Here is a 26,009-nt window from a genome sequence, read left to right on the forward strand (position 1 = left end):
CTTATAATTGATATTATAACGGAAACTTTTCCATTTGAAAAGGAGTTTTTTATGAAAATATCCGCCGTCATCGCAGAATACAACCCGCTGCACCGCGGCCACGCCTATCATATGGCTAAGACGCGGCGGCAAACCGGCTGCGACGCCCTCATCGTTCTCATGAGCGGAAATTTCGTCCAGCGGGGCGAACCCGCCGTATTCGATAAATGGATGCGTGCCCGGCTGGCCCTCCGCACCGGGGCGGATATGGTCATCGAGCTGCCGGTTTCCTATGCCTGCGCCAGTGCCGAACGGTTCGCCATGGGAGCGGTGCGTATTCTCAATGGTTTACACTGCATCGATGCATTGAGCTTTGGCAGCGAGGCGGCAGATCTCTCCCTTTTGCAGGAGCTGGCAGGCATGCTGGCAGAGGAGCCGCCGGTCTATCAGGCGGCTCTTGCAGACGCCCTCTCCCAGGGCCTGTCCTTCCCGGCTGCCCGCAGCCGGGCCGTGCAGGCCGTATTCCCTCATCCGGAGGTTCGGGATATTCTCGCCTCTCCCAACGCCATTTTAGCCTTGGAATATTTGAAGGCCCTGAAAAAAACCGGGAGTGCCATCCGGCCCGTCGTCATTCCCCGGCGGGGTTCGCAGTATCTCGCGGAGGGGCTGGACGGTGAATTTTCCAGCGCCCTGGCCATTCGCCGTGCCCTGCGGGAAGGCCGGGAGGCCGAAGCTGCCCTGACCGAGCCGCCGGAGTTTTATCCGCCGCCCGTATTCCCGGACAGCCTTTCCCTCCCCCTGCTCTATGCCCTGCGCTCTGCCGCGCCCGGTGAGCTTTCCCAAATCTATGGCATGGCGGAGGGATTGGAAAACAAGCTGGCCGCGGCGAGCAAAACCGCCAGAAACCGGGAAGAACTGCTGACCGCCATGAAATCCCGCCGCCATCCCTATACGCGGCTTTCCCGCCTGCTTCTCGCCTGCTTTTTCGGGATTACCACAGGACAAATACAGTCCATTGACGCCCAACCGCCCTATGCCCGGGTTCTCGGCATCCGGCAGGAGCGCCGGGACCTGCTCTCGCATCTGGCGCAGCATTCCCGCATTCCCGTCATCACCCAGCCTCGGGAGGACCGGCTCTCCCCCGGCCTGGCCCTGGATATCCGTGCTTCGGATCTCTATGGCCTGCTCTGCCGTCCTATCCAGCCCGCCGGACGGGACTATACCCAGGGCCTGCTCATCGAGCCGCCGCGTTAAATACGCCCCGGGGCGGCAGGAATGCGGCCTGCCCTCCATATCTTCTTTGGGCTTATCTTTTGTATTTCCTATGCAAATGGAAAAGGTCTTTTTCTTTTCTTTTGCACGACGCTTTATCCTGCCGAATAAAGATGTTGAATCCTTCCTGTCAAAGTATTGAAGAATAATACTCCACTGCCGGTTTTGCCAGATGCGTTTGATATTCCCCTTTCGTTTCCTCTGTAATTTCCCTGCGCAAAAAGTTTTCCTTTGCCCACGCTTTTCCTCCTCTCCATGCCTTTCCGGAGAGTCTATGCGTTTTGCCGGAAATGACCGGAAAGAACCAGGGGCAAATTCTGCACCGCTCCTTTCCCGGAAAAAACGGCTTGCCGGATTTATATTGTTGCGATATTCTTGCTGTCCCGCGAAAATACATATTTCGCCCTGTTTCAGCGGCCTGTCTTCCAAACATTTTCCATCTGCACGCCATAAGCCCCATACCTCACCGTCCATTTCCGCCCGCACATTTCCATTTTTCCAAAAAACAGGCGGAAAGAAATCCTTCCGCCTGTTTCTATTGTGTTTTTCTTATTCGCCGATTTCATCCGTCTTATAGATGAATTTTACGCTTCCCGCCATGCCGTCCCGCAGGCCGGAATAGTTGTTATACGCCTCCGCCGCTTTCTGCATGGCCTTGAAATGCTCCACCAGGCCCTGCAAATCGCCATCAAAAGCGTCCACCAGCTTGCGGATACCTTCCTCGTCAAATTGAGCCATACCGTCCCGCAAGGTCAATGCACCTTCCTTGAGCTGGCCGATTCCTTCAATTAAGGCTCCGCTTCCGTCTTTCAGCGCACCAATGCCCGCGTTCAGCTGGCTGCTCCCCTGCTGCAGGGCTGCCGCCCCCTGACTGGCCTCCGCCGAGCCCTGATAAAGCTTCTGCGCCCCATCATTCAGCGCCTGGCTTCCCGCATAGGCCTGGTTCAGTCCGTTCTGCAAATCACCGACGCCGACCGAAACCCGGCCGATGCCCTCCTGCAGGGCCGCGGCCCCATCCGCCAGCTCCCTGCCGCCGCTTTGCAGCGCCAGTACGCCGTCCTTCAATCCCTGATTCCCGGGTTTTAGGGATGCAGCGATCTGCTTCTGCCCGGCAATCGTCTGCTCCAGAGTGCCGATCATGGTTTGAATATCCTCCGAGGGCATCTGGGCATAGACAGCCTTCAGCCCTTCCAATACCTTCTCGTTAGCTGCAATCGTCTGGGTCAGGCTGCCATAGGCGGTGTCCATGCCTTCCGAGAGGCTCTGCAGCCCGGCCTGAGCCGCCGCAACACCATTGGAAAGCTCCCGGGCCCCCTCTGTCAGCTGGCTGCATCCCTGCTGCAGCGCATTGCCGCCAGCCGCCGCATCCTTGAGCCCGTCCGTCAGGCCGGACATATTCGAGGAAAGATCCTTCATGCCGCTGGCCAGTTCGCCGGTTCCCGCCGCCAGGCTCCTAGAACCATCTTTCAGCTCCCGGGAACCCTGATTCAGCTTGTCAATGCCGCTGGTCAGGGTTCCGGATTTCTCCGCCAGCTCACTCACGCCGTCATAGAGCTGTTCGGTTCCCTCCACAAGCGCCGTGGATGCCTGGGAAAGATCGTTCAGAGAGTCCGTCAGGTCCCCGATATCGTCGATATCCGCCAGATCCAGTTCATCCAGAATATTCGAGAGCGCCACGCTCACGCTGGCCGTCAGGGAAAAATCGGTAACATCTGCCGTGATCTCCACATATTCGGGAATCTCTATCTCCTCCCCGGTCAGTTCCAGGCTCTCCTTCCATCCCGGCAATGCCATGCCCGTGACAATATAGCGGTCGCCGTCGTCCAAAACCTTGCCGTTTTCCACGGTGACATTCTTAAAATGATCGCCTTCCAGAACCAGCCCGGTCATCACGACAAAGGGCACGGAAACCTCCATCTGCTTCCCATCCACTGCCACCGTCACTTTCTGCTTGTTGACATAGTCAAAGCGCATGGTGACCTTGCCGCTCTTTCCCGCCAGCTCCTCCGGCGCGATCTCCCGGCCGTCCAGCGTATATTTCACATGCATATCCAAAGGCAGCTCTTTATCCGAGGTTCCCTGATAGTAGATGTCGCCGCCATTGGCTGCCCAGACCATCTCCCCGCCCTGGGTTGTAAAGGTTTCTTCCCCCTTCACATTTTCGATATCCGAAAGACTGCTGGAATCCGGAATCGAAGCCGCGCCCTCCGGATTTTTCAGATGGTCGCTGACGATGATCTGGTTCACCGAGCCGTCCGCTTTGGAGAGCACATAGACCGTCTCCTCCTTTTCCATGCCGGAAACATTCGCCTGAGCCGCTGCGGTTCCATTTTCCGCCCCGGCATAGGCGACTCCCACGCAGCCCAAAGTCATAGCCGCCGCCAAAAGCAGGGCCGTCCACCGATATTTTTTGTGTTTCATTTTATTTCAGCTCTCCTTCCCACTATCCTTGTTTCCTTCCCAGACGCCGCATTCCCCAGGTGCTCCGGCAGATCAGCTTATCCAGCAGCAGGAACATCGATGGCAGGATGAACACGACGCACAAAACGCTCACCAGCGCGCCCCGCGCCATCAGGCGGCACATCGAACCGATCATGTCCACCCGGGAATACAGCGCCACGCCATACGTCGCGGCAAAAAATCCCAGGCCGCTGACCGTGATGGAGGGAATGGACGCCCGCAGGGCAATGCCCACAGCCTCTTTTTTATCGTGCCCGTTCTGCCGCTCCCGAATATAGCGGGTGGTCATCAGAATGGCATAGTCCACGGTCGCCCCCAGCTGTATGGTTGTGATGCAGATGGGCGCGATAAACGGCAGCTGCATGCCCGTGTAATAGGGGATGCCCAGGTTGATGAAGATAGCCAGTTCAATGACCGCCACCAGCACCACTGGCAGAGACACGGATTTCAGCACCAGCAGGATGATGAGGAAGATGGAAACGATGGATATAACGTCCACCACCTTGAAGTCATGGGCCGTGATGTCGATGAGATCCTTCATGCAGGCCGCTTCTCCGATGAGCATGCCGCTTGCGTCATATTTCTTAAGAATCTGATTCAGCTCTCCAATCTGCGCGTTCACCTCATCCGACGAGGCCGAATACTCCGAATTCACCAATAGGAGCTGATAGGTATCTCCCTTTAATATGCTTTCGATGGATTCGGGCAGCACCTCTTGCGGAACCGAGGAGCCCAGCAGAGAATCCAGCCCCAGGGCAAATTTTACGCCATCCACCTCATCCATCTCTTTGAGCATGGCTTTCGTGTCTTTGGAGGACATGCCCGCATCCGCCAGAACCATATGCGTCGAGCTGATATCAAAATCGTCCTTGAGCTTTGTGTTGGCGATGACGCATTCCAGGTCTTTTGGCAATTCACCAGACAGGTCATAGTATACCGGCGTCTGGGCATAGCCGATGAGAGCCGGAATCAACAGGACCACGAACGCAATCAAAAACACCTTATTATGCTTGACAATGAAATCCGAAAGGCGGTCAAACTTCGGCAGAAGCGGGCGGTGCCTCGTTTTCTCAATGCCTTTGTCAAAAATCAGGATCAGCGCCGGAAGCACCGTCACGCAGCCCAGCACGCCGAAAACCACGCCCTTTGCCATGACGATGCCCAAATCCCGGCCCAGGGCAAAGGTCATGAAGCAGAGGGCCAAAAACCCCGCGACTGTCGTGATCGAACTGCCAACGATGGAAGTCAGGGTTCCGGGGATGGCCCGGGCCATAGCCTCCTGGCTGTCATGGCAGAGCTGCTTCTGCTCCTGATAGCTGTGCCAGAGAAAGATGGAATAATCCATAGTCACGCCCAGCTGCAATACGACAGCCAGCGCCTTTGTGATATAGGAAACCTCGCCCAGGAAGTAGTTGGTTCCCAGATTATAGAGGATCGCCATGCCAATACTCGCCAGAAACAGGACGGGCAGCAAATAGGAATCCATGAATACCGCCAGCACAATTCCCGTCAAAACGGCCGCAATGATGACATAGGCCACTTCCTCCTGCTGGCAGAGAGTCTTGAGGTCGGTCACGACGGCGGAAAGCCCGGAGACAAAGCACTGTTTTCCGGCCAAGGAACGGATCTGCTCCACGGCCTCCATTGTCTCGTCCGAGGAAGTCGCCGCATCGAAGAACACCACCATCATCGTGGAATCGCCGTTATTGAACGCCTCATAGAGATCGTCCGGCAGAAGCTCCATGGGAACTGAAATATCCATGAGGGAATCATACCAGATGACGCTGTCCACGTGGTCTACGCCCTCGATCTGTTTCTTTAATGCCGCGACGTCCTTCTCCTCCATGCCCTCCAGCATGACCATGGAGAATCCTCCCTTGCCGAACTCATCCAGCAGGATATCCTGTCCTTTCATGGTTTCGATATCCTTGGGCAGATAGCTTAAAACGTCATAGTTGATTCTTGTGCCGAGCGCGCCCAAAACGGCGGGAATCAGCAATAAAATGCTTACGATCAGGATGGGCACCCGGTATTTCACGACTGCCTTTCCAAATTTCATATAGGAAGCCCCCTTATTTGTCGTATATCGCAAAAGCCATCCGGCTTATCCTTCTTCCTGCGCCCATTGCCGGGCCAGATCCGTCTTTTCCCACGGGAGATCCCGGGTGTTTTCCCCAAAGTGCCCATAGCAGGCCGTCCGGCGGTAAATCGGCGCCTGCAGGCCCAGGCGTTTGGCGATGGCCGCCGGGCGCATATCGATATCCCGCAGGATCCGCTCCCAAATCCGTTCCGGCGCAATATGCTGGGTCCCAAAGGTTTCCACAAACACGTTCACCGGCTCCGCCAGGCCGATGGCATAGCCCAGCTGCACCTCGCATTTTTCCGCCCAGCCGGCCGCCACCACATTTTTCGCGATATACCGCGCCAGATACGCCCCGCTGCGGTCCACCTTGGATGGGTCTTTGCCGGAAAAAGCGCCGCCTCCATGGCGGGCATAGCCGCCATAGGTATCGGCAATGATCTTGCGCCCCGTGAGGCCGGAATCCCCCGCCGGGCCGCCCACCACAAACCGTCCCGCCGGGTTGGCAAAGAACACCGTGTTTTCATCCAGAAGCTCCGCGGGCAGCGAGGGAATCATCACCTTATGGAGAATGTCCTCCCGCAGCTGTTCCAGGGGGACTTCCTCGGTGTGCTGCGCAGAAAGCACCGCCGTCACAATGCGCCGGGGAACGCCGTCCTCATATTCCACGGTGATCTGCGTCTTCCCATCCGGCAGGAGATAGGGCAGAAGCCCGGTGCGGCGGACGTCCTCCAGCCGCCGCGCCATCCGGTTGGCCAGCTCGATGGGAAGCGGCATCCGGTCGGGCGTCTCCGTGCAGGCAAAGCCAAACATCATGCCCTGATCCCCCGCCCCGTTATCCATCGCATCGGCATGCCGGATTCCCTGGGCGATATCCGGCGACTGCTCGTGTACTTCCACCTGAATCCGGCAGGTATCCGCGTCAAAACCATGGCCCGGCTCTGTATAGCCGATCTCCCGGATCACCTGCCGGGCGATTCTTTCCATATCCACCTGCGCCGTCGTCGAGATCTCTCCAAAGATGCAGAGGCTGTCCGTCTTGGCCGTCACCTCGCAGGCGACATGCGCCTCGGGGTCTTTTGCCAGAATCGCATCCAGAATGGCATCCGCCACCTGATCGCAGACTTTATCCGGATGCCCGCAGGTCACGGCTTCCGAAGAAAACTGCCTTTTCATTTTGCCTCCCCCTTCTTGCTGGCCGTCTTGACACCGTGGCATTCATAGTGCTCCTTCTCCCAAAGCTCGTCGGCCACCGGCGCCCATTTTTCTGCCGTCGCCCTGCATTTCGCGCAGTAATCCTCGGCCCGTTCCGGCTTCATGAGGTCGGTGGAATGCGCTCCGGATTCGCATACCATATCCGTCAGCCGCCCCGGATTATCCAGCACCGGGCAGGGCCGCAGGTGATTCTCGTTGAAGGGCTGGTTATTCCGATAGGCCATAAAGAGCGGCGATTGATATGCCTCCAGCAGCGTCTTTTCCCGGATGTTGGAATCCGAATAGTGGATGAAGGCGCAAGGCTCGATATCGCCGTTGGCATTGATATGCAGATAGGCGCGCCCCCCGGCGATGCAGCCGCCCACATATTCCCCGTCATTCCAGAAATCCATGGTGAACAGCGGCTTGGTCCTGCGGAATTTGCGGATCTGCTCATACATAAATTTCCGCTGCTCCGCCGACGCCATCAGCTCGGGAACGGCATCCTGGCCGATGGGCATATAGGTGAAGAACCAGGCAAACTTCGCGCCCAGATCGATCATGCTGTCAAAGTATTCTTCGCTGCCGATCACTTCCACGTTTTTGCCCGTATAGCAGCAGGAGATGCCAAACAGCAGCTTTTTGCGCTTCAATATTTCCATAGCCCGGACTACCGCCCGATAGGTGCCATCTCCGCGCCGGAAATCCGTCTCCTCCTCAAAGCCCTCGATGCTGATGGCGGGAACAAAGTTTTTCACCCTGAGCATTTCATCGGCAAATTCCTCGTCGATGAGCGTAGCATTGGTAAACGCCATAAACGCGCAGTCCGGATGCATTTCGCAGAGGCGGATGATATCCTTTTTGCGGACCAGCGGCTCGCCGCCGGAATAGATATAAAGGTAAGTCCCCAGCTTTTTGCCCTGGGTGATAATGCTGTCCAGCTCCTCCAGAGTCAAGTTCAGCTTATTGCCGTATTCGGCGGCCCAGCAGCCTGTGCAGTGCAGATTGCAGGCAGAGGTGGGGTCCATCAGAATTGCCCAGGGGATGTTGCAGCCGTATTTCTCCTGGTTTTTCATCTGCCGCGGCGTTCCGATGAGGCTGTCGTTGATGACCACGGTCTCAAACAGTTTTTTGCGCACGCCGTCGTCCAGATCTGTCCAGAGGCTTTTCGCCAGCCGCGACCAGTTATTGTCCGGATCGGCAAGCGCCTCTTTGACCAGCAGAACCTGGTTGGTCATGGTGCCGCCGTCGTCATGCCTGATGAGCCAATCCAGAATCTTTGGAATGTTGTTTTCCGGATCTCTGTCCAGATAGTTATAGACTGTTTTGAATCCCATTTGCTTGAGTTTTTCCGTCCCGTTCATGTTGGTTAAAGCCCCTTTCTTTTTTTATGCCTCTATCCTACCGCGCTGCATCCGGTGCGGCTATGGGCAAAAAAATCGCGGTGTTCAAAATTGATACACCGCGAAAAAATTGCCTGAAATCGATATATTTTGTTGTCCGTGCCCAAATTTTGGGCACTCGCGCTCATTTGTCCAAACTCTTCTCCAGAATCTGCCGCGTGACGCCCTCAAACAGATATCCCACCCGGTCTATGATCTCCAAAAGCTCGGATTTCATTCCGTCCCGAATCCATTCCAGGATCATGCCCACCAGGGCAAACTTATAGATCGACGCGACAAAGCGAATGGTTTCCTCCCTGACTGCCAGTTCTCCCGTCTGGGTTCTGACAAACTGGACCAGGATATCGTCCGTCACGTCATACAAGTACTGTTCCAGCTGTTCCCGGCTGATGGAATGGTAGATATGCTCGATGATCTTTTTATTCTCCCTGACAAACCGGAGGGATTCCAGAAAGCCCTGCTGCCAGGTTTCATAGTCCTCGTGTTCCTCCTCCATCGCCCGCCGGATCTCATCGCTGAAAAGCTCTTCCAAAAGCGCATAGATGTCATGGTAATAGTAATAGAAAGTATTCCGGTTTATGCCGCAGTCCTCCACGATGTCCTTGACCGTGATCTTATCCAGCGGCGTTTCCTCCAAAAGTTTCAAAAACGAGTTGATGATTGCCTGTTTCGTAAATTGCGCCATTCCTTTTCCTATTCTCCCGTTTGGGGTTTTCCTCTATTCCGCCAGCAGCCGCTGAATCTCAGGAATCTTTTCCCGGATGGCCTCCCGGCCCCGCTGGATGCAGAGCGCCGCCTGCTTGCTGGAAAACGGATCGATTTCATATACATCCGGCGTCACCAGAACATCCGCCTGATGCTCTTTGTGCCGGGCGATATACCAATCGGAAATGCTCAGTGTCCAGCGCAGAGTCTCAATGAGATTGCGCGGGGGCGTCTGCCGCTGCCCGCGATAGGATACATCCACCGCCACCACCACATCCGCGCCCAGCTCCCGGGCCGCCTGCATGGGCATCCGCTCGAGAACCCCGCCGTCGATATAAATATGCCCGTCGATCTCATAGGGCGTGAAAATGCCGGGCATGGAAATGCTGGCGCGGATGGCCTTATATAAGACCCCTTCGGTGAACGTCTTAACCTCGCCCGTGCAGATATCCACAGCAACGCAGGCATAGGGGATCCGGGTCTGCCCCATGCCGATGTTTTTGGTCAGCAGGCGCAGCAGCTCCTCAATTTTCCGGCCCTTTAAAAAACCGCCGTTTTTGATGGAAATATCAAAGTATTTCTTCATATCAAATTTCGCCGCATATTTTTCCAGAATATGCAGATTCGTTCCCGAAACATAGAGGCCGCCGATGAGCGCGCCCATGCTGCATCCCGTAACTACGTCCACCGGAATTCCATTTTCCTCCAGCACCTGCAGGATGCCGATATGGGCAAATCCCCGGGAAGCACCCGCGCCCAGGGCCAGCCCCAGCTTTTTCCTCCCGCTCATAACTCCATTTCTCCTCTCATATACTGTGATAACTCCATAGGCTCCGAGGTATTCCCATGAAAACCAAGTTTCTCTTTATTATATGCTGCGCCGTTTTCTTTTTTCTGATTTTATTCTTTCCTTCCGCCAGCATGGAGGGCGCTTCCAAGGCCCTCTCCTCCTGGGCAACCGTGGTTCTGCCCTCGCTCATGCCCTTTTTCATTGCCGCTTCCCTTTTGGTGGAAAGCGGCGTTGTGGGCCTGCTGGCCGGCCTCTCCGGGCCGGTTACCCGCCGCCTGTTTGGATTTTCCGGATATTTTTCCTATGTATTCCTGACCTCGGCCATTTCCGGCTATCCCATGGGCGCAAAGCTCGCCTCCGGGCTCTATGCCCAGGGAAAAATCGGGGAAAAAGAAGCCCAGGCCCTCGTCAACTGCTCCAGCATGTCCGGGCCGCTCTTTCTCTCCGGCGCCGTCTGCATCGGGATGATCGGCCGGGCAGAGCTGGCGCCCTATCTTCTCATCCCCCATTATCTTTCGGCCCTGCTTCTCGCCTTTGCCGCAGGCTTGCCCTTCCGCCGGAAAAAGGATCTCTCCCCGGCAGAAACGCCCTCCCAGGCTCTCGGAACCTTTCTACATAAAAACTCCCTGGCAAAGAAGCATATTGGAAACGTGCTGCTGGACAGTGTCACCAGCGCCATCTCTTCCATGCTCACCGTGGGGGGATTTATGCTGCTCTATGGTGTTCTCATCAATTCTCTTCGTTCCTCGGGCCTCTTTTCACTCTGGGAAAATGCTCCCAATCCGCCGCTTTTGACTTCGCTCTTTTCCGGCGTGCTGGAAATGACGACGGGCTGCCTCTCCACAACGCCTCTTTCTCTCTCGCTTCGCCTCGTTGTGCTGAGCGGGATCATCGGCTTTGGCGGGCTTTCCATTCATAGCCAGACCCATGCCATTGCCGCCGGAAACGGCCTGCATCTGCGGCACTTTTTTCCATATAAGTGCGCCCAGGGAGCCCTGGCCAGTCTTTTGACCTTTGCCATGCTCTCGGCTTTCCAGCCGGACATTTCGGTTTCTACGATGCCTTCCCGGGTGACCTCTGCCTATATCGGCGCCGCCTTTCTGCTCTTTGGCTTCTTTGCCGTGCTCGCTTTAAAAGCATTCTATACCCACCGCAGAACCCAGAAATAGCTTATTCTTCTTCGGTCCGTGCGCCGGCCTTGCCATATAGCCGGGCCTTGTTCTCCTTAATCAGGCCGATACATTCCTTATAATAGTCCTCCAGCTCGTCGAATACCTCTTCGGCATAGGTGTTGGCGCTCTGCCGGATCTCCGCCGCCTTCTGCTTGCTGTTCTCCAGAAGCTTGGAGGCTTTGTCATAGGCTGACCGGGATACCGCATCCTCTTTCACCAGCTCTTCCGCCTCCAGCTTGGCGCGCTTGATGATCTCATCCGCCTGCGTCTGGGCAGCATTTAAAATCTGATCCTTTTCCCCCACTACGCGGCGGGAAAAATCCAGCTCCTCGTGGAGAGCCTGCTTGATATCCTCGATGATCTCCATGACGATCTTGGCGTCCACGGATTTATTTTTAGAGAGGCCCCGCGTCGGGCTCAGCTCGATTTCTTCCTGCAGCTCGTCAATCAAAGCAAAAATATCTACTTTTTCCATTTACCTCTATACCCCCAATGAAAATGACATTTTCTTCTATTTGCAAAACCCCGCTCATTTTTTTGCTTCGGGCTTTGTTTTCTCTATGTATTCGCGGACGCTCTCGGGCAGAAACCCGGTCGTATCCCCGCCGAAATGGATCAGCTCGCGGACAGTTGTCGAGCTGATATAGCTGGCCCCCACTTTTGTCACCATAAAGAGGGTTTCCAGCCCTCCCAGCTGTTTGTTGGCGTGGGCCATATCCCGCTCATATTCATAATCCAGATTGTTCCGGATGCCCCGGGCCACCACCCGGACGCCCTTTTTATGGCAGTAATCCGCCAGCAGCCCATCAAAATACTCGATGCGCACATTTTTTACATGCCTGGTCGCAAGCGAGATCATATACATGCGGTCTTTGAGCGAAAAACAGTAATTTTTCGCCGGATTGTTGAGCACGGCGACATAGAGCGTGTCCGCCAAAGCCGCGCTGCGTTCGATGATATCCAGATGCCCCAGGGTGATCGGGTCAAAGCTGCCCGGAAAAACCATATCCATGGACACTTACTCCTCTGTCAGATAGGAAATATAGGTTTTGCCATATTTTTTGCGCCGGGCCTCGGAAAACCCTTCCGGAATCTCCAGGCTTCCGTCATGCTCGGCAACAATCCTGCCCCCGGGCGCCAGAAGTTCCCGCTCCCGGATGGCCCGCATCGCCGGATAATAAAATCCCGCGGCATAGGGCGGGTCGAGAAAGATGAAGGAAAAGGGCTCCCGCAGGCGGGAGAGCGCCGCAAGGTAGTCCATTTGCAGCAGGGTCGCCCCCGCTTCGCACCGGGCTGCCCGCAGATTCTGCCGGATGACAGCCATGGCCGCCGCCTGCTTTTCCACCAGCACGGCCGCCGCCGCGCCGCGGCTCAGAGCCTCGATCCCCAGCGCCCCGGACCCGGCAAACAGATCCAGCACCCGGCTTCCCGGAAGAAAAAACTGAAGGGACCCGAAAACCGCCTCTTTCACCTTGTCCACCGTGGGACGGGTATCCATCCCCGCAGGCGCCTTCAAGGGAATGCCCCGCGCGCTGCCGGCAATGACTCTCAAACCATTTCCCCCAAACCTATATGTACTCCATCTATAATACTAATCGAAAAATGTCCAAAAGTAAAGCGAAATGCCAAAATTGTCACAATTTATGTGTGTATGTTCCACTGTTTTCCAGGGCAGGCAATGGCATCCATCCTCCGGTCGTGCGGCTCTGCCGGGATCTCCTCCAGAACCTGGAAATCATAGGCCAGAGCCACCGAAAAACAGGGATGCTCCGCCAGCCAGCGGTCATAATAGCCGCCGCCATAGCCGATCCGCCGCCCCTGCCTGTCAAACACCGCCCCCGGCACCAGCGCCACATCGATTTTTTCGGCCGCCTGTTCCGCCGCGGCCGGCTCCCAGATGCCAAAAGCGCCGCGCTTCATGGCCATTCCCGGATGCCAGAAAACCGCCCGCATTTCCCTGCCTGAAACAGAGGGGACATAGACCCGCTTGCCTCCTTCGTGCAGCTTTTCCAGAAGCCCCTTTGTCATAGCTTCCTTTCCAAAGGAAATATAGCAGAAAATATCCTCTGCCCTCCGGATCTCCTCCATCGCCAAAACCCGCTGTTCTATGCAAAAAGAGCCGGCTTCCACCTGCTCTTTTGTCATCTCGCCGCGGCGACGCAAAAATTCCCGCCGCAGTTCTTCTTTATTCCTCATGCACATATACCCGCGGAATCCGCGCCGTCAGCCCCGTCAAAATCTCATAGCTGATGGTGCCGCATTTCTCCGCCCAGTCGTCCGCCGTAACCGAAAGGCCATTCTGTTCCCCCAGCAGAAGAACCGGGTCCCCCGGCTTCACCTCCAGCCCGGTTACGTCCAGCATGATCTGATCCATGCAGACCCGCCCGGCAACCCGGACTTTTTTCCCCGCAAGAACCGCCTCTCCCCGGCCCGAAAGGGCCCGGCGGTAACCGTCGGCATAGCCGATGGGCACAGTGGCAATCCGGGTCTCCCGCCCGGCCATGAACGTCCGTCCATAGCTGACGGTTTCTCCCGGCGCAATCGTTTTTACATGGGAGACATAGCTCCAAAGCGAGAGCGCCGGAGAGAGCTTCGCCAGCCCCGGCTCCATCTCTCCCGACGGCATATAGCCATACATGGAAATTCCCATGCGGCAGAGGTCAAAGTGCGCCGCGCCCAGCGCCATGGTTGCCGCACTGTTGGAAGCATGGCAAACCGGCGAAAATCCCGCCGCCAGCACCATTTCTCTCCAATGGCAGAACCGGGAAAGCTGAATGCGCGCGAAAGAAAGATCCGCCGCATCCGCCGTGGCAAAATGGGTGAAAAGCCCCTCAAATTCCAGCGTTTCCGGATTTTCCCGCAGAACCTTCAGCACCTCTGCCATTTCCCCATCCGTGCGCAGCCCCACACGGCCCATGCCCGTGTCCAGCTTGATATGCACCCGCGCTTTTTTCCCGACCGCTTTCGCCGATTCCGCAATTTCCCCTAAATGCCAGGCCTCAAAGGCGCAAAGGGAAATGTTCTTCTCAATCAAAACCGGATAAGCTTCCCGCTCCACCGGCGACAACACCAGGATCATCCCTTCCGGGACGGCTTTCCGCAAGCCGACCGCCTCATCCGGCGTCGCCACGGCAAAGGAAGTCACGCCGCATTGCAGCGCCTTTTTCGCCACCGGAACCATGCCATGGCCATAGGCATCCGCTTTGACCACCGCCATGACCCCGGTTCCCGCGCAGCGTTTCAGCTCACGGATATTATCCGCAATTTTTTCCAAATCCACAAGGGCATAGGTTCTTCTCAGCACAAGTCTCTCCCAAAGCTGCTCACAGCTTTTTGATGTCGTTCCAGCAAAGGACGCTGGCCCCTTTTTTCTGCAAAATATCGACGGCCTTCTCCGGATCGTCCACCTTTACCAGGATCAGGGCCTTTCCGGGGCGGGAGCGGACGGAGGAATAGACATATTCCACATCCAGCTCGCCCTCGCTCAGATATTCCAGGATGTCCGCCAGTCCGCCGGGGGCGTCGTTAAGCTCCACAGCCAGAACCCGGGTGGTGCTGGCCGTAAAGCCATGCTCCTTGAGCACGGCTGCCGCCTTTTCCGGATCATCCACAATACAGCGGAGAATTCCAAAATCCATGGTGTCGGCAATGCTGCTCGCCGCAATGTTGATCCCGTGATCCGCCAGCGTCCGGGTCAGCGTTGCCAGCCGCCCCGGCGTATTCTCCACAAAAACCGAAATCTGTTTCACCAGCATGTTTGTTCCATCCTCCCCATTTTTATTTTTCGGCTGTTACCGATAGGTATAGCCCCTCTCAAACGCCGCTTTATTCAGCTCGACAAACCGGGGTTTCACAGTGGAAGCGATGGCGTCCAGCCACATTTCCTTTGTGAAGGGCAGTTCCTTTGCCAGCGCCCCCAGAAGCACAGTATTCACCGCTTTGACGTTCCCCAGCTCTTCGGCGATGGCAAGGGCATCCATAAAGGTCACCTCTCCGACGTTTTTCTCCAGGTATTCCCGGATATCCGCCGGATATTCCGCCGCGCCCATGATAACGGGCATGGGATTGATCTGCTGGGTGTTGACATACATCTTCCCCTCCGGCTTCAGATAGGATACCCAGCGATAGGCTTCCAGCATTTCAAAGGCGACGATAATATCCGCGTCCCCTTCGCTGATGACCGGCGCGGTTACGGTACCCTCGCTCATGCGGACATGGGTCACCACGCTTCCGCCCCGCTGTGCCATGCCGTGCACCTCCGAGAGCTTCACATCATAACCCTGCTCCATGGCCAGCTTCCCCAGAAGCACGCTGGCCAGCAGCGTTCCCTGCCCGCCGACGCCGACGATGAGTATATTCGTATCTTTCATTTATTTGTCCTCCTTGCTGGCATGAATCGCTCCAAAGGCACATACTTTTGTGCACAACCCACAGCCGTTGCAGCGTTCCGGGGCGATGATCATTTTTCCGCCGCTCCGCTCGATGGCCGGGCAGCCGATCTGCAGGCACGCGCCGCAGTTTTTGCAGTCTGCGCCGATTTCATAGGGGATCTCCGGCTGCTTGACGATCAGCGCGCAGGGCCGGCGGGAGATGATGACGGAAAGTTCCTCTCTCTCGGTGGCCTCTTTCACAATGCGGGTGAATTCCTTCAGGTCAAAGGGATCGCAGACGTCGATATGCTCCACGCCGCAGGCCCGGACCAGAGCCTCGATATTGATGGCCGGCGCCGTTTCTCCCTTGGCGTTCCGTCCGGTGGAGGGGTTATCCTGGTGCCCGGTCATGGCGGTAATCCGGTTATCCAGAATGATGACCGTTCCCGTCGCGCCGTTATATTTCATGTTGATGAGGCCGGTGATTCCCGAATGGAAGAAGGTGGAATCCCCGATGACCGCCACCACATTTTTCGCAAAATCCTTGCCCCGGGCCATTTCCATGCCGTGGGCCATGGTGATGGAACCGCCCATACAGAGCGTCGTATCCATGGCGGAAAGCGGCGCCAGCGCCCCCAGGGTATAGCAGCCGATATCGCCGCTCACCGTCTTTTTCAGCTTGTGAAGCACATAGAACACCGCCCGGTGGGGACATCCCGCGCAGAGAAGCGGCGGCCGGCCGGGCGCCGCCGGAGCGTCCAGATGCGGGGTATCCACCCCTAAAATCGCCTTTTTGATCATATTGGCGGAGTATTCGCCCTGGATGGTGAACAGCTCCTTGCCTTTCACCGCAAGGCCCATGGCTTTGATCTGATCCTCAAAGAAAGGCTCGCCCTCTTCAATGACATACAGTTCCTCTACCTGCTCCGCAAATTCCGCAATCAGCTTTTTCGGCAACGGATAGGCCATCCCCAGCTTCAGAACGCTGGCATCCGGCAACGCCTCTTTGACATATTGATAGCCGATGCCGCTGGTAATCACGCCCATCTTTTTGGAGTTCATCTCCACTCGGTTGATGGGCAGGGTGTTGGCGTCCTCTGCCAGCCGCTTGAGCCGTCCTTCCTGAACGACATGCAGCTTTTTGGCCATCGCGGGCATTGAGACGTATTTTTGAATGTCCTTTTTATATTCCCGAAGAAGCACCTCGCTGCGGGCCTCCAGTTCCACAATACCGCGGGAATGGGAGATCCGCGTGTTGGTACGCACAATCACCAGCTCGTCATATGCTTCGCTCAGCTCATAGGCCAGCTTCATGAAATCCTTGCATTCCTGCGAGGTGGAGGGTTCCAGCATGGGAACGCCGGCACTTCTGGCATAGAAGCGGGAATCCTGTTCGTTTTGGCTGGAATGGCAGCCAAAATCATCGGCCACCACCACGACCACACCGCCGTTGACGCCGTTATAGGCCGCCGTAAACAGCGGGTCCGCCGCCACATTCAGCCCCACATGCTTCATGCAGGAGAGCGACCGGGCCCCCGCCACGCCCGCACCAATGGCGACCTCCAGAGCTACCTTCTCGTTGGGAGCCCATTCCACATGCATTTCCTCAAATTTTGCCGCCGTCTCGGTGATCTCCGTGCTGGGAGTTCCCGGATAGGATGCTACCACATGCACGCCGGCTTCATAAGCGCCCCTGGCCAGGGCCTCGTTTCCTAGCAATATCGTCTTTTCCATTTTCTACCTCTATTTCTATGAATTTGTTCTGTTTACAGATTGCGCAGGTCGGTGACCCGTTTGGCTTTCCCTTCAAACCGCTTGAGCGTTCCGCCGGAAACCAGCGTCACCTTTGCGTCAATATTCAGCGTCTTATACAGATTATGCCGGATCTTGCCCCGGAGCTGCTCCAGCTCGGTGAATTTGTCCAAAAGGGCCGGGTTGGAAACCTCCACCTTGACCTCGATGCGGTCCATATAATTCTCCCGGGTTACCACGATCTCGTAATGGGGTTCCACTTCGCTCATGGCCATCAGAACCGATTCGATCTGACTGGGGAACACATTGACGCCCCGGATGATGAGCATATCGTCCGTGCGGCCCTGAATCTTTGCCATGCGCAGGGACTTTCGCCCGCAGGCACAGGGTTCGTCGTTGAGCCAGGAGATATCCTTGGTGCGGTAGCGCAGGACCGGCATGGCCTCCCGGACAAGGGGGGTGATCACAAGCTCTCCCTTTTCCCCCATAGGCAGCGGCTCCAGCGTATCCGGATCGACGATCTCGGTGATAAACATGTCGTCGGCAATGTGCATGCCGTCCTGCTTATAACATTCGCCGGAATAGCCCGGCCCGCCGATCTCGCTTAAGCCATAGTTTTCCGTGGCCAGAAGGTGCCAGCGTTTTTCGATCTGCCGCCGCATCTCCTCCGTGTGCCCCTCGCCGCCGAACATGGCCAGCCGCAGCTTGATTTTATCCATATCTACGCCGATTTTCTCGGCCACATCCGCCATATAGAGGGCGTAGGCCGGCGTGCTCACGAGAATGGTAGACCCCAGATCCTGCATGAGCATCAGCTGGCGTTCCGTGTTCCCGCTGGAAACCGGAACCACCATTGCGCCCACCTTTTCCATGCCGTAATGCAGGCCAAAACCGCCGGTAAACAGGCCATAGCCAAAGGAAATCTGGGTAATATCCCCCGCTGTTCCTCCCGCCGCGCAGATTACCCGCGCCACAATCTCCGACCAGTTTTCGATATCGTTGCGGGTATATCCCACAATTTTGGGCTTGCCGGTAGTCCCCGATGAGCCATGCAGGCGGATCACCTTTTCCTTTTCCACCGCAAACATGCCGAAGGGATAATTCTCTTTCAGGTCGTCGCTGGTGGTGAAAGGGATATGGCGGATATCCTTCAGGGTCTTGATATGTTCGGGCCGGAGCCCGATGGCGTCAAACTTCTTTTTATAGAGCGGCACCCGTTCATAGCAGGTTTTTACCGTCTTTTTCAGGCCTTCCAGCTGCATTTGACGGATGGTTTCCCGATCCGCGCATTCCATCTTTGGGTTCCAAATGTTGTGTTCCATTCCTTCCTCCCGATTCCTTCCGTACTGCATTATCATACTCTATCCGCGGCGCGCCTTATGCCGTATCGCCTGCGCCCCGCATGGGGCAGCGGAGCAATGACCGCATATTGTTCCATGGCAACGCGTCCGCAGCTTTTTTCCCATCAGCCGCCCTTGTCTCCTGAGGGCAAGAGTTTCTCCCGCCGCCCGGCCATTTCTGTCTGTCCGAACCGGCGGTTTTCTATTTTGTCTGCTGCGCCTGCCCGGCGAAGGCGGGTTTTATTTGCGCACAGCACTGCATATCTGCTTTCTTTCCCGGCCGGGTTCCCGTTCTTCCGCTCCTTTTGCAGCAACCCTTTTCCCGGCAGGGACATTTTCTTTGTTGGTTTCTGCCTTTTTGCTTTTTTGGGAAAACCTTCTTTCCCTTTGTTTGATTACGATGGCTCCCCTCCGGCATGGTGTATGGGGAGCCTCTCTGTCCCTATAGCAGGACAGCGGATCAAATACGTGTCAAAATTTAAGGCACTTTTCCCGCGCACCACCGCGGAAAATCCGGATATTCACCATTATACTCTCTTCTTTCACAGAAATAAAGGAGAGAATCCGGCATTTTTCCCCGCCGATCCCCTAGACCCGCTCAAACCTGACAGTTTCCCCTTCCAGCCATACCCGCATGCCGTCGCAGGGGGAAATCCGCAATTCAAACAGCCGCGCCGGATCGCCATGGGTCGCCGCACCCAGCGCCGCTCCCATAAACCCCGCATGAGCCACCAGCAGCGTGTTGCCCTGGGGATAGTCCCGCAGATACCTGCGAAGCGTCTCTCCCGCCGCCCGGAAATAGGCCGGGACATTGTCGCCTCCCGGGAATGTATAATTCGGCCAGTATTTTCGGTATTCGTCATTCTCGCCGGGCGTTTTCGCATATAGCCCCGCATAGGGTTTGCCCTCATATGTGCCGAAATTCAGCTCCCGGAGGGCCTCATCAATTTCATATTCCACGCCAAACTGCTGGATTGTCATCTGGCACCGCAGCAGCGGGCTGCAAAATGCCCGGTCAAAAACGACACCCGCCAGACGCACGGCCGCTTTTTTTGCCGTATCCATCCCCAATTCGTTGAGAGGCGGGTTCAGCGACCCGCAAAACACATGCTGCAGGGTCAGATCCGTCTGCCCATGCCGCACCATATACACGTTTCCCATATCTGTTTTCCTTTCTCCCCGCAAAAGAACCCGCGCACTTCCCGGCCCGGCCTGTTGCAGAAACAGTCTCAATTTTCCCTTTCAGCAGCTTTCCCGCTCTATCCCATTGCAGATTCCCCGGAAGAATCCAGTTCTCTGCCCATTCTTTCTATTTCCATCCACCACATTCTTTGGCCAGGTTCTCTTGCTCTTTTTTAAGTTCCATGTCCTGCCTCTTGCCTGTGCTTCCGCAATGCCTGTTTTTTATCATATCCTCTATATCTCTATCGAGGTCAGGCTCGCCCAGCTAAAGCAACGGTTTCTTCATTTTCTTATGATGGAAGCCATCTCCATCCGCAAGCCCATAGACAGATTCCCAATATTTATTTCATCCGGCGAGGACAATGCCGCTCCGATCTTTTTCCGCTTGGTTGGGTTGTTCTCTTCCGGGTGCAAATCCCGGGGTTCCTTCCAAACCCGTCATGCCCGCCCGGCGAGGGCAAATCATTTCAGCAGTCTTTCCGCGTGAGCCAGCCATTCCCTTCCGGTCATAAATCCCGCGGAACCTCTCCGAACCAGTCACGCCCGCCCGGCGAGGGCAAATCATTTCAGCAGTCTTTCCGCGTGAGCCAGCCATTCCCTTCCGGTCATAAATCCCGCGGGACCTCTCCGAACCAGTCATGCCCGCCCGGCGAGGGCTGACTCTGCCAGGCATTGGGCGCCGATGACCGCCGTCAATGAATGCCCAGAACGCGGAAACTTGTTCCCGAGCCGTCCGTATATTCATTATACCATGCCTAAAGAGCGATGGGAACTGGAGCAGCAGCCGGAAAAAATAGGCGGAGCCTTTTTCAAAGCTCCGCTGCTTTCCCTTTTTTATTCTTCGCCGCAATGGTCGCAGCAGCCGCAATCCTCTTCTCCGCAGCCGCAATCCTCTTCTCCGCAGCCGCAATCGCATTCCGCCGCCATGCGTTCAAACTCTTCCTCCGGCAGGAGATAGACCATCTCTTCCGCAATGCTGCGGATGGCCCGGGAATTCAAAAAGACCTCCCGGCAGTCCTCTTCGATAAAATAGGGCGGCTCGCACTCCTCGGCGGGCAGACGCACCAGCCGCAGAAATCCCGCATTCCCCGCACTGACGGCATCCGTGAATTCCTCAATGCTGTCGTATTCCTCCGGGAAGATATAATATTCAAAATCATCAATAACCAGCGCCTTAACTTCCTTCATTTTTTATCCTCGCTTTCAATATTGTTCAAAAATTCCCCGCTTACACCGGGAAAACATGCGCTTTACCTTATGGATGGAGGCGTCGATCCCCGACATGACAAAATCCATCCCCATGGCCAGCTTGGCAAACTCCCCAATGGTCAGCTGAATGCTGGCGTCCGTCCGGGTGGGCGTCGCTTTCACTTTCCCGTTCTGCGAAAAGAAATGCCAGGTGGCGTTGTTCTGCTTAATCACCGGATCCTGAATGCCAAAAGCGCACTCTCCCTCCTCCAGAGGAAGCTGATCCGCCAGTTTTTTCACGTTCACTACCCGCAGCATCGCCCCCGGCGTACCCCGGGATGTGTCAAAAGACGGATAGCAAAATGCCTCCAGGCCGCGGTCCCCCGCCGCGCTGGCAAAGTCCTCCAGCGCCTCGGGAGCGCGGTATACCGCCTCCACCGCCCGCAGGACGGCATCTTCTTCCTTCACAATGGCATATCCGCAAAATTCTCCGTCCAGCGTGCTGATCAGCAGCGTGCAGCCGGAAATATCAAGGCAGTCCGTGAGATACGTCCGGAAATACGCCGCGTCCCGGACAATCCACCCATTATATTCCCGCATCTTTTCCTGATACAGCGCCGTCATGGCCTCCAGTGTCTCCAGAGGAACCAGCGCCGAATATTCATATTGCTCCACATCCCCCACATGAGACGCCAAAACGCGCTCCTCGCTTTTGAAAGCATAGGTGGCAAAACCCATCCGCTCATAAAACGGATGGATAAAGGTATTGAGCGCCGCCACCTCTGCCCCCTCTTCATAGAGGGTCTGCAGCATAAACTTTTGCAGGGCCGAGGCATATCCCTTTCCTTCTTCGGATTTTCGCGTGGCTACGCCCTGGAAAAAGTTGGACGGCATCTGCCGCCCCCGGATGCAGATGGGAACCTGGGCCAGATGCGCCATGCTCAAAAGCAGCCCATCCTCGGCAAATACGCCAAAACAGCGCTCCGGCCGGAACCGAACGTCGAAAAACCAATCTGTAAATTTTCCTTTATCCTCCGCAAATACTTCTTCCCAGAGCTCCTTGGCTTTGGTCCGGTCCTGCTCTTCAAGCCTGCGTATCTCCATCGATTCTTCTCCCATATAATGTGGTCTTTTTGGCCTGCGTAATCTCCACGGGCATGAACTGCCCAATGAGAGAGGGCTCTCCGGGGAAATTGACCATTTTTCCGCCGTCTGTCCGGCCGCAGACATGCCCGGCGTCCCGCCGGCTCTCATCCTCCACAAGCACCAGCTCCCGCCGGCCTACATGCGCCAGGTTGCTTTCATAGGTGATCTGTCCCTGCAGGTCCACCAGCCCGACAATCCGCCGCTGCTTCTCCTTTTCATCGATCTGCCCTTCCATCGCCGCCGCCCGGGTGCCCCGGCGGATGGAATAGACAAAGGTATAGGCCGCGTCAAACCGCACCTCCCGCACCAGCGAAAGCGTATCCTGGTAATCCTCCTCCGTTTCTCCCGGAAAACCCACGATGATATCCGTGGACAGCGTCATGCCCGGCAGCGTCTCCCGCACCCGGCGGATCAATTCCAGATAGTCCTCCCGGGTATAGCGCCGGTTCATCAGCCGCAGAATCCGACTGGAGCCCGACTGGACGGGAAGATGCAGCTGCCGGCATATATTCTCATGCCTGGCCATCACATCCAGCATGCGCTGGGATGCGTCTTTGGGATGCGAGGTCATGAAGCGGATGCGCTTCATCCCTGTTTCCTCCGCCACGCGCTCCAAAAGCCCGGCAAAATCGATGTTCTCCGCCAATCCCTTGCCATAGGAATTGACGTTCTGCCCCAGGAGCATCACCTCCTGATAGCCTGCTTTTGCCAATCCGCGCACTTCCCGGAGGATTTCTTCGCTGCTCCGGCTGCGTTCCCGGCCCCGGACATAGGGCACGATACAATAGGAACAGAAATTATCGCAGCCCTGCATGATATTCACTGCCGAAAGGGGCGGCTTGGCCCGCAGCGCCGGAGTCTCATCCGGCAGATCCTCCTGGTCGCTCACCGCCAGCGTTCGTTCCCCGAGGAAAATCGCCGCATAGAGCATTTCCGGCAAGGCCGCCATATTGTGTGTCCCAAAAATTATATTGACAAAGGGAAAGGTATCCGCCAGCTTTTCCGCCACGTCCGCCTGCTGCATCATGCAGCCGCAGACGCCCACCAGCAGCTTTTTGTTCTGCCGCTTTTTCTGCTTGAGCTTTCCCACATTTCCAAAAAGCTTTTTTTCCGCGTTATCCCGCACACAGCAGGTGTTGAACAGGATCAGATCCGCCTGTCCCATTTCCTCCGCCGGGGCAAATCCCACAGAAGCCAGAATTCCTGCCAGCCGTTCGGAATCATGGGCGTTCATCTGGCAGCCATATGTTTCGATCCAATATGTGCAGCCATTTTCCGCCGCATATGCGGCGAGACTCTTTCGTTTTTCCAAATTTCTCTCCAGCCTCTATCCATATACTATGGTAATTTTACGTCATTTTATCTGCCTCCCCGGGTTTCTATTCTCCATTAACCCGGCCTGGCAACAACCCTATTATACTTGAAAAATGCCGGCGCTTCAATCCTTTTTGCCGGGAAACCCGATTCTCCTGCGCAGTTCCGTCCCCTCCCGGCGCGCAGACAGCGCTGATTTTCCCCATCCGCCTCCTGCCGTCAAAAAAATTTACTTTTTTTTGGATTCTGTCTTGACAATTATCCCGGGTTGATGTATATTAGTATCCATCGCCATACCCATGAGAAATGGCGAAGGAATCTCGGGGTGTAGCGCAGTCTGGCTAGCGTACGTGCTTTGGGAGCATGGGGTCGGAGGTTCGAATCCTCTCACCCCGACCAATTTACTTTTATGCCAGCAATGTGGCCCCTTGGTCAAGCGGTTAAGACACCGCCCTCTCACGGCGGTTACAGGAGTTCGAATCTCCTAGGGGTCACCATTTTTGAAAAACGTCTGGATGGTTGTCATGGGCCCTTAGCTCAGTTGGTCAGAGCGGTCGGCTCATAACCGATTGGTCCGGGGTTCGAGTCCCTGAGGGCCCACCATCTATTCTATAAGAAATGGCCTGGTAGTTCAGTTGGTTAGAACGCTAGCCTGTCACGCTAGAGGTCGTGGGTTCGAGCCCCATCCAGGTCGCCATCATTTTGCCTCGGTAGCTCAGTCGGTAGAGCAAGGGACTGAAAATCCCTGTGTCGGTGGTTCGATTCCACTCTGAGGCACCACATGCTGGTGTAGCTCAATTGGCAGAGCAGCTGATTTGTAATCAGCAGGTTGACGGTTCAAGTCCGCCCACCAGCTCCAGAAGCGAGCTTCACCCAATATGGAAGGGTTCCCGAGTGGCTAAAGGGAGCAGACTGTAAATCTGCCGTCGACGACTTCGATGGTTCGAATCCATCCCCTTCCACCAATAATGCGGATATGGCGGAATTGGCAGACGCGTACGGTTCAGGTCCGTATGAAGGCAACTTCATGGAGGTTCAAGTCCTCTTATCCGCACCAAAGCCCTTGTTCGAAAGAACAGGGGCTTTTTCTATAACGCGGAACATTTCTTCGAGTATACCAAGCGAGCATCTTTCGATTGTTGATTTTTGCGCGCCGGCAATAAAAAATCGCCGCGCCTCTCTCCCCCCCAATAATGCGGCTTCATTTTGCATATCTATATGATTCGTTCTATCGAACAGACAATCTCCGCCCATTTTATTGAATTTTTTCTTCATGGCAATATCCCCTGTTTCGGATTGCAAATTGATATTTTGTGAAACCTTTAGATCGGCAGTCAATTTTATCGTCTTCATATCCCTATTCTCTCTGATACCCCTTAGATTTTAAACGGCAAAATCACCGTCTCGTGTTTTTTTGCCGCATTTGCCATATAAATATTGACATTTTTATAATACAGATGTTATATAGTATTGTTGGATTTTATCAAATATAGGGGGAGGCCTGCAATTATGGGAATCAACGTTAAGTGTCCAAAATGCGGCAGCACAAAGGTGCAGTTATCAAACGAATCAAGCAAGCACGGATGCTTCTACATGCTTCTTTTCGGGATTTGGTATTTTATATGGCTTATGTATCGATGGATGATTGGCATGATGGTATTTATATTTTATGATTGGTGGATGGCAATCGTGCATAAAGCGGCAGGCAAAGGACATGTTTGGCAATCCAAGCGATGGTTTTCCAATCGAAGGAAGATATATTTTTGCCATGATTGCGGATACAATTTCCGGGCATAGAAAAAAACGGAGGGTTTGTTCCCTCCTTTTGAATCATCAAGACAACCTGGCGCCGAATCCGATTTTTCCCGATCCGGCGCTATTTTTCTGTTTTCCGGCGGGAAGCAGCTTCTTTTTCCATTTCTTCCATAAAAGACGAGCATCCTGATGAATGTTCGCTTTTTATATCTTTTCGCTTTTCCAAGGCTCCACTCTCCCCTTCCGCACCAGAAAGCTTTCCTTTGCCATCTCCGCCAGCGGCGCATCTGAAAGGGAATCCGAATAGAACTGGTCGATTTCAGCGCAGGGAAACTTTTCCCGAAACCGGCGCACTTTTTCCGCGCCATGGCAGTTTTTCCCCGTATATTTTCCCGTTTTTACATCCACCCGGGAGGCGATGAGGCAGCCAATGCCCAGCTCCCGGCAAATCGGCCGCAAAAGAAATTCCGGCGATGCGGAAACTACGACATCTCCTTCCTCCTTTTGAGCCAGATACCAGGGAAAAATCCCATCTCTTTTCGTTTCCCAAAAGGTCTCCGCCTTCTTTTCTATATCCGCAACGCCTCTAAAATAGCGGTAAAATTCCTGTTTCATCCGTGTTTTGTCGATGCGCCCCAGGGCATAGCGCAAGGCTGCCCAGCCCTGCCGGGGCCAATAGCGAAAAAGCAAAGGCTGCCGCCGCAGGCAATAGAAATAAAAAGCCCAGGAGCTGTCCTTTTTATAAATGGTCTTATCAAAATCGTATACATTCATTGCGCCGTCATCCTCCTGCGCCCAGCCCTTCTGTTTGCCAGCCTTTCCCCGGCAAATCTGCCAATGGTGCTATTATTCTATCACATGGCCGCCGCCTTTACAATTTTTCCGCCTTTACAGCCAAAAAAAGCGG

Annotated in this window: 23 protein-coding genes and 8 tRNA genes; 10 read left to right on the forward strand and 21 right to left on the reverse strand. The window is 55.4% G+C overall.

Annotated elements, in window-relative coordinates:
- Nucleotides 1–51: 51 nt before the first annotated feature.
- A complete protein-coding gene (locus H8693_RS03380) occupies nt 52–1,233 on the forward strand; it encodes a tRNA(Met) cytidine acetate ligase (protein ID WP_249279786.1) in 1,182 nt (393 codons plus the stop codon).
- A gap of 567 nt (nt 1,234–1,800) precedes the next feature.
- On the opposite strand, the gene H8693_RS03385 is transcribed toward H8693_RS03380, so the two are convergent.
- The 6 genes from H8693_RS03385 to H8693_RS03410 all read right to left on the reverse strand — a co-directional run bounded on the left by H8693_RS03385 (nt 1,801) and on the right by H8693_RS03410 (nt 9,883).
- Complete coding sequence (locus H8693_RS03385; protein WP_249279787.1) at nt 1,801–3,672, reverse strand: YhgE/Pip domain-containing protein; 1,872 nt, start codon at nt 3,670–3,672, stop codon at nt 1,801–1,803.
- Between the two features lie 22 nt (nt 3,673–3,694).
- Complete coding sequence (locus H8693_RS03390; RefSeq protein ID WP_249279788.1) at nt 3,695–5,770, reverse strand: efflux RND transporter permease subunit; 2,076 nt, start codon at nt 5,768–5,770, stop codon at nt 3,695–3,697.
- A 45-nt stretch (nt 5,771–5,815) separates the two neighbouring features.
- Complete coding sequence (metK, locus tag H8693_RS03395; protein WP_178618998.1) at nt 5,816–6,967, reverse strand: methionine adenosyltransferase; 1,152 nt, start codon at nt 6,965–6,967, stop codon at nt 5,816–5,818.
- On the reverse strand, nt 6,964–8,349 hold the full coding sequence (locus H8693_RS03400) for a radical SAM protein (protein WP_249279789.1): 1,386 nt from the start codon (nt 8,347–8,349) through the stop codon (nt 6,964–6,966). Before H8693_RS03400 ends, metK begins: the two co-directional genes overlap by 4 nt.
- Nucleotides 8,350–8,512: 163 nt before the next feature.
- Nucleotides 8,513–9,073 (reverse strand): TetR/AcrR family transcriptional regulator C-terminal domain-containing protein, encoded by a 561-nt coding sequence (locus H8693_RS03405; protein WP_249279790.1) that lies wholly within the window; start codon nt 9,071–9,073, stop codon nt 8,513–8,515.
- Between the two features lie 33 nt (nt 9,074–9,106).
- A complete protein-coding gene (locus H8693_RS03410) occupies nt 9,107–9,883 on the reverse strand; it encodes a patatin-like phospholipase family protein (protein ID WP_178619007.1) in 777 nt (258 codons plus the stop codon).
- A gap of 56 nt (nt 9,884–9,939) precedes the next feature.
- Here H8693_RS03410 and H8693_RS03415 point away from each other — a divergent pair, with 56 nt between their 5' ends.
- Entirely contained in the window at nt 9,940–11,052 is a 1,113-nt protein-coding gene (locus tag H8693_RS03415) for a nucleoside recognition domain-containing protein (protein WP_249279791.1), read from the forward strand.
- A 1-nt stretch (nt 11,053) separates the two neighbouring features.
- On the opposite strand, the gene H8693_RS03420 is transcribed toward H8693_RS03415, so the two are convergent.
- From H8693_RS03420 to miaB, 13 genes are all read right to left on the reverse strand, one after another.
- Nucleotides 11,054–11,530, reverse strand: coding sequence for a hypothetical protein (locus H8693_RS03420; RefSeq protein ID WP_178618880.1), 477 nt, complete (start codon nt 11,528–11,530; stop codon nt 11,054–11,056).
- Nucleotides 11,531–11,584: 54 nt separating this feature from the next.
- Nucleotides 11,585–12,067, reverse strand: coding sequence for a pantetheine-phosphate adenylyltransferase (coaD, locus tag H8693_RS03425; RefSeq protein ID WP_249279792.1), 483 nt, complete (start codon nt 12,065–12,067; stop codon nt 11,585–11,587).
- Nucleotides 12,068–12,073: 6 nt separating this feature from the next.
- On the reverse strand, nt 12,074–12,607 hold the full coding sequence (gene rsmD, locus H8693_RS03430; RefSeq protein WP_249279793.1) for a 16S rRNA (guanine(966)-N(2))-methyltransferase RsmD: 534 nt from the start codon (nt 12,605–12,607) through the stop codon (nt 12,074–12,076).
- 89 nt (nt 12,608–12,696) lie between these two features.
- Nucleotides 12,697–13,251, reverse strand: a complete 555-nt coding sequence (locus tag H8693_RS03435; RefSeq protein ID WP_249279794.1) for a 5-formyltetrahydrofolate cyclo-ligase — start codon at nt 13,249–13,251, stop codon at nt 12,697–12,699.
- Nucleotides 13,241–14,359, reverse strand: a complete 1,119-nt coding sequence (gene alr, locus H8693_RS03440) for an alanine racemase (RefSeq protein WP_249279795.1) — start codon at nt 14,357–14,359, stop codon at nt 13,241–13,243. Before alr ends, H8693_RS03435 begins: the two co-directional genes overlap by 11 nt.
- 19 nt (nt 14,360–14,378) lie before the next feature.
- On the reverse strand, nt 14,379–14,810 hold the full coding sequence (locus H8693_RS03445) for an ACT domain-containing protein (RefSeq protein WP_178619181.1): 432 nt from the start codon (nt 14,808–14,810) through the stop codon (nt 14,379–14,381).
- A 36-nt stretch (nt 14,811–14,846) separates the two neighbouring features.
- Nucleotides 14,847–15,425 carry an indolepyruvate oxidoreductase subunit beta gene (locus H8693_RS03450; protein ID WP_249279796.1) on the reverse strand — a complete coding sequence of 193 codons (579 nt, stop codon included), beginning with the start codon at nt 15,423–15,425 and terminating at the stop codon, nt 14,847–14,849.
- On the reverse strand, nt 15,426–17,159 hold the full coding sequence (iorA, locus tag H8693_RS03455) for an indolepyruvate ferredoxin oxidoreductase subunit alpha (protein WP_249279797.1): 1,734 nt from the start codon (nt 17,157–17,159) through the stop codon (nt 15,426–15,428).
- 32 nt (nt 17,160–17,191) lie between these two features.
- Nucleotides 17,192–18,499: a phenylacetate--CoA ligase family protein gene (locus tag H8693_RS03460; RefSeq protein WP_178619190.1), complete on the reverse strand. Its 1,308-nt coding sequence runs from the start codon at nt 18,497–18,499 to the stop codon at nt 17,192–17,194.
- A 606-nt stretch (nt 18,500–19,105) separates the two neighbouring features.
- Complete coding sequence (locus H8693_RS03465; protein WP_249279798.1) at nt 19,106–19,678, reverse strand: histidine phosphatase family protein; 573 nt, start codon at nt 19,676–19,678, stop codon at nt 19,106–19,108.
- Nucleotides 19,679–20,533: 855 nt separating this feature from the next.
- Entirely contained in the window at nt 20,534–20,887 is a 354-nt protein-coding gene (locus H8693_RS03470; RefSeq protein WP_249279799.1) for a hypothetical protein, read from the reverse strand.
- Nucleotides 20,888–20,902: 15 nt separating this feature from the next.
- Nucleotides 20,903–21,991 carry a GNAT family N-acetyltransferase gene (locus H8693_RS03475; RefSeq protein WP_249279800.1) on the reverse strand — a complete coding sequence of 363 codons (1,089 nt, stop codon included), beginning with the start codon at nt 21,989–21,991 and terminating at the stop codon, nt 20,903–20,905.
- Nucleotides 21,972–23,345: a tRNA (N6-isopentenyl adenosine(37)-C2)-methylthiotransferase MiaB gene (gene miaB / locus H8693_RS03480; RefSeq protein ID WP_283243735.1), complete on the reverse strand. Its 1,374-nt coding sequence runs from the start codon at nt 23,343–23,345 to the stop codon at nt 21,972–21,974. Before miaB ends, H8693_RS03475 begins: the two co-directional genes overlap by 20 nt.
- Nucleotides 23,346–23,668: 323 nt before the next feature.
- Here miaB and H8693_RS03485 point away from each other — a divergent pair.
- The 8 genes from H8693_RS03485 (at nt 23,669) to H8693_RS03520 (ending at nt 24,404) form a co-directional block, all read left to right on the forward strand.
- A tRNA-Pro gene (locus H8693_RS03485) sits at nt 23,669–23,746 on the forward strand.
- Nucleotides 23,747–23,769: 23 nt separating this feature from the next.
- Nucleotides 23,770–23,844 (forward strand) — tRNA-Glu (locus H8693_RS03490).
- 29 nt (nt 23,845–23,873) lie between these two features.
- Nucleotides 23,874–23,950, forward strand: a tRNA-Ile gene (locus H8693_RS03495).
- A 17-nt stretch (nt 23,951–23,967) separates the two neighbouring features.
- Nucleotides 23,968–24,044, forward strand: a tRNA-Asp gene (locus tag H8693_RS03500).
- Between the two features lie 7 nt (nt 24,045–24,051).
- A tRNA-Phe gene (locus H8693_RS03505) sits at nt 24,052–24,127 on the forward strand.
- 3 nt (nt 24,128–24,130) lie between these two features.
- Nucleotides 24,131–24,206, forward strand: a tRNA-Thr gene (locus tag H8693_RS03510).
- A gap of 21 nt (nt 24,207–24,227) precedes the next feature.
- A tRNA-Tyr gene (locus tag H8693_RS03515) sits at nt 24,228–24,312 on the forward strand.
- Nucleotides 24,313–24,317: 5 nt separating this feature from the next.
- Nucleotides 24,318–24,404: transfer RNA gene (locus tag H8693_RS03520), tRNA-Leu, on the forward strand.
- On the opposite strand, the gene H8693_RS03525 is transcribed toward H8693_RS03520, so the two are convergent.
- On the reverse strand, nt 24,383–24,700 hold the full coding sequence (locus H8693_RS03525) for a hypothetical protein (protein WP_249279801.1): 318 nt from the start codon (nt 24,698–24,700) through the stop codon (nt 24,383–24,385). The two genes, H8693_RS03520 and H8693_RS03525, sit on opposite strands and share 22 nt — an antisense overlap.
- 606 nt (nt 24,701–25,306) lie before the next feature.
- Entirely contained in the window at nt 25,307–25,876 is a 570-nt protein-coding gene (locus H8693_RS03530; RefSeq protein ID WP_249279802.1) for an HAD-IB family phosphatase, read from the reverse strand.
- Between the last annotated feature and the right edge of the window lie 133 nt (nt 25,877–26,009).

The organism is Guopingia tenuis (assembly GCF_014384805.1).
Lineage (GTDB): Bacteria > Bacillota > Clostridia > Christensenellales > Christensenellaceae > Guopingia > Guopingia tenuis.

What these genes read in the sequence shown, in the direction of transcription:
- H8693_RS03380 (WP_249279786.1), top strand. Translation starts at nt 52, where the DNA reads ATGAAAATATCCGCCGTCATCGCAGAATACAACCCGCTGCACCGCGGC.
- H8693_RS03385 (WP_249279787.1), bottom strand. Translation starts at nt 3,672, where the DNA reads ATGAAACACAAAAAATATCGGTGGACGGCCCTGCTTTTGGCGGCGGCT.
- H8693_RS03390 (WP_249279788.1), bottom strand. Translation starts at nt 5,770, where the DNA reads ATGAAATTTGGAAAGGCAGTCGTGAAATACCGGGTGCCCATCCTGATC.
- metK (WP_178618998.1), bottom strand. Translation starts at nt 6,967, where the DNA reads ATGAAAAGGCAGTTTTCTTCGGAAGCCGTGACCTGCGGGCATCCGGAT.
- H8693_RS03400 (WP_249279789.1), bottom strand. Translation starts at nt 8,349, where the DNA reads ATGAACGGGACGGAAAAACTCAAGCAAATGGGATTCAAAACAGTCTAT.
- H8693_RS03405 (WP_249279790.1), bottom strand. Translation starts at nt 9,073, where the DNA reads ATGGCGCAATTTACGAAACAGGCAATCATCAACTCGTTTTTGAAACTT.
- H8693_RS03410 (WP_178619007.1), bottom strand. Translation starts at nt 9,883, where the DNA reads ATGAGCGGGAGGAAAAAGCTGGGGCTGGCCCTGGGCGCGGGTGCTTCC.
- H8693_RS03415 (WP_249279791.1), top strand. Translation starts at nt 9,940, where the DNA reads ATGAAAACCAAGTTTCTCTTTATTATATGCTGCGCCGTTTTCTTTTTT.
- H8693_RS03420 (WP_178618880.1), bottom strand. Translation starts at nt 11,530, where the DNA reads ATGGAAAAAGTAGATATTTTTGCTTTGATTGACGAGCTGCAGGAAGAA.
- coaD (WP_249279792.1), bottom strand. Translation starts at nt 12,067, where the DNA reads ATGGATATGGTTTTTCCGGGCAGCTTTGACCCGATCACCCTGGGGCAT.
- H8693_RS03435 (WP_249279794.1), bottom strand. Translation starts at nt 13,251, where the DNA reads ATGAGGAATAAAGAAGAACTGCGGCGGGAATTTTTGCGTCGCCGCGGC.
- H8693_RS03445 (WP_178619181.1), bottom strand. Translation starts at nt 14,810, where the DNA reads ATGCTGGTGAAACAGATTTCGGTTTTTGTGGAGAATACGCCGGGGCGG.
- H8693_RS03450 (WP_249279796.1), bottom strand. Translation starts at nt 15,425, where the DNA reads ATGAAAGATACGAATATACTCATCGTCGGCGTCGGCGGGCAGGGAACG.
- iorA (WP_249279797.1), bottom strand. Translation starts at nt 17,159, where the DNA reads ATGGAAAAGACGATATTGCTAGGAAACGAGGCCCTGGCCAGGGGCGCT.
- H8693_RS03460 (WP_178619190.1), bottom strand. Translation starts at nt 18,499, where the DNA reads ATGGAACACAACATTTGGAACCCAAAGATGGAATGCGCGGATCGGGAA.
- H8693_RS03465 (WP_249279798.1), bottom strand. Translation starts at nt 19,678, where the DNA reads ATGGGAAACGTGTATATGGTGCGGCATGGGCAGACGGATCTGACCCTG.
- H8693_RS03470 (WP_249279799.1), bottom strand. Translation starts at nt 20,887, where the DNA reads ATGAAGGAAGTTAAGGCGCTGGTTATTGATGATTTTGAATATTATATC.
- H8693_RS03475 (WP_249279800.1), bottom strand. Translation starts at nt 21,991, where the DNA reads ATGGAGATACGCAGGCTTGAAGAGCAGGACCGGACCAAAGCCAAGGAG.
- H8693_RS03525 (WP_249279801.1), bottom strand. Translation starts at nt 24,700, where the DNA reads ATGAAGACGATAAAATTGACTGCCGATCTAAAGGTTTCACAAAATATC.
- H8693_RS03530 (WP_249279802.1), bottom strand. Translation starts at nt 25,876, where the DNA reads ATGAATGTATACGATTTTGATAAGACCATTTATAAAAAGGACAGCTCC.